General features: G+C 49.8%; 1 protein-coding gene. It reads left to right on the forward strand.

Annotation, left to right across the window (positions count from 1 at the left end):
* Positions 1 to 176: 176 nt before the first annotated feature.
* On the forward strand, positions 177 to 249 hold a 73-nt coding region (locus ACODJP_RS14390; protein WP_342208839.1), incomplete at its 3' end, for a phage tail assembly chaperone.

Below are 249 nucleotides of genomic sequence, written 5' to 3' on the forward strand. Positions count from 1 at the left end.
TGGAAGAAAGGTGGTTCTCCTGTTTCCGGACAGACGGCGGCAACGTTCAGTAAGGCATCAGCATCATCCGGTGATGCGGGTGCGTATACCTGCGAGATTTCTGATTCAGCAAGCCCTGTTAACAAGGTGACCTCCACTTCCTGCACTGTTACCGTCAGTTAATGAGGATAGATGTGATGACTAAAAATATCCGCAATCTGGCACTGGCAACGATGTCGGGGTTTCGCCATAAAACTGTTGATGTGCCTG

This window comes from Pleomorphochaeta sp. DL1XJH-081, from assembly GCF_049310885.1.
GTDB lineage: Bacteria > Spirochaetota > Spirochaetia > Sphaerochaetales > Sphaerochaetaceae > CAYZJV01.